This is a genomic window from Prevotella conceptionensis 9403948, from assembly GCF_000312305.1.
In the GTDB taxonomy this organism is placed as follows: Bacteria; Bacteroidota; Bacteroidia; order Bacteroidales; family Bacteroidaceae; genus Prevotella; species Prevotella conceptionensis.
The window spans coordinates 1-1,039 of sequence record NZ_HE999490.1; the positions used below are offsets into that span (position 1 = coordinate 1).

Below are 1,039 nucleotides of genomic sequence, written 5' to 3' on the forward strand. Positions count from 1 at the left end.
CTGCGTTCGGAAAGCAGCGGACGATACAAACGGGAGTGGCTCAATGAGGTCTGCATCAAGAGGGCTCCCGTTTCATCGGAAAGGGTGCGACAGCGTTCGTCGGCATCTTCACGTTCCCAAGCCTCTATCATATTGCGAAGCAGGTAAAGTTCTCTGATATTGCCCTTGCCCATCGTCAGTATCTGCTCTCCCAATATGTCTAGGAAATGGCGGACGGCTTCCATATCCATCGGACTGCCCGTAACGGGAAAGACGACGGCATCCATTGCTGAAAGCAACTCCACCGTCCCTTCGGTACGCATCAATGGGGGGAGGTCGAAAAGAATGCATCGAAGATGGCTGTCCACACAGTGTTGCTCCACTTGCCTCAGGGCTTCCCGCACCGGAGTGCAGATAATCGGATAAGGGGCATAGGCTGTCCGATGTTTCAGGTGCATCAGCCTTTGATGATTCTGTTCTTCCGACTCTTGCTGCCGCAGACGGGCGATGGTATAGATGGGATGGTTGCAATCCACGACGGCGACATCGCATCCTCTTTGGTAATGCAGAATGCTTGCGGCAAGTACCGTAAGCGAGGTTTTGCCGACACCTCCCTTTGGGGAAGCGATGGCGAGATAAATGGGTTTACTCATATTTTCTCTTTTCTTTGAGTGGGTGAATACTATGTCTTGATAAATCGTTTGTAATCGAAGTTGCCTGACTGAACTTCTTTCGGAGCTTCTTCGGCAACGCGCTCCAGCAGCTCGCGGACACGTTCTCCGGCTGCTTTCTTAATCGCTTGGAACATCGGGGAGTCGTGTATCTTATAGATGGTTTCAGCGGCTTTCGAGGCTTCCTCTATCGGAGTATTCTTGCAGGAGAGGACATTACCCATTTGTTGCAGCTCTTCCACGGTGATGCTTTCCGAAAGAGAGCGGCTTTCACCTTGGACTTCCACCAATACATAATCCTCTTCCTCTTCGGGGATGGACGTAGAGGTCTCTTCCGACATTCCCGTTCCAGGCGTCTGTTCCTGTTGCTCTTCTTCGATGGGCAACTC

General features: G+C 51.8%; 1 protein-coding gene and 1 pseudogene. Both read right to left on the bottom strand.

Features of this window, described 5'->3' with window-relative positions; all coding sequences use genetic code 11:
• On the bottom strand, nucleotides 1-632 hold a 632-nt coding region (locus tag BN93_RS15865), incomplete at its 3' end, for a ParA family protein (protein ID WP_019189260.1).
• A 29-nt stretch (nucleotides 633-661) separates the two neighbouring features.
• Nucleotides 662-1,039: pseudogene (locus tag BN93_RS15870) on the bottom strand (hypothetical protein); the annotation flags it as partial.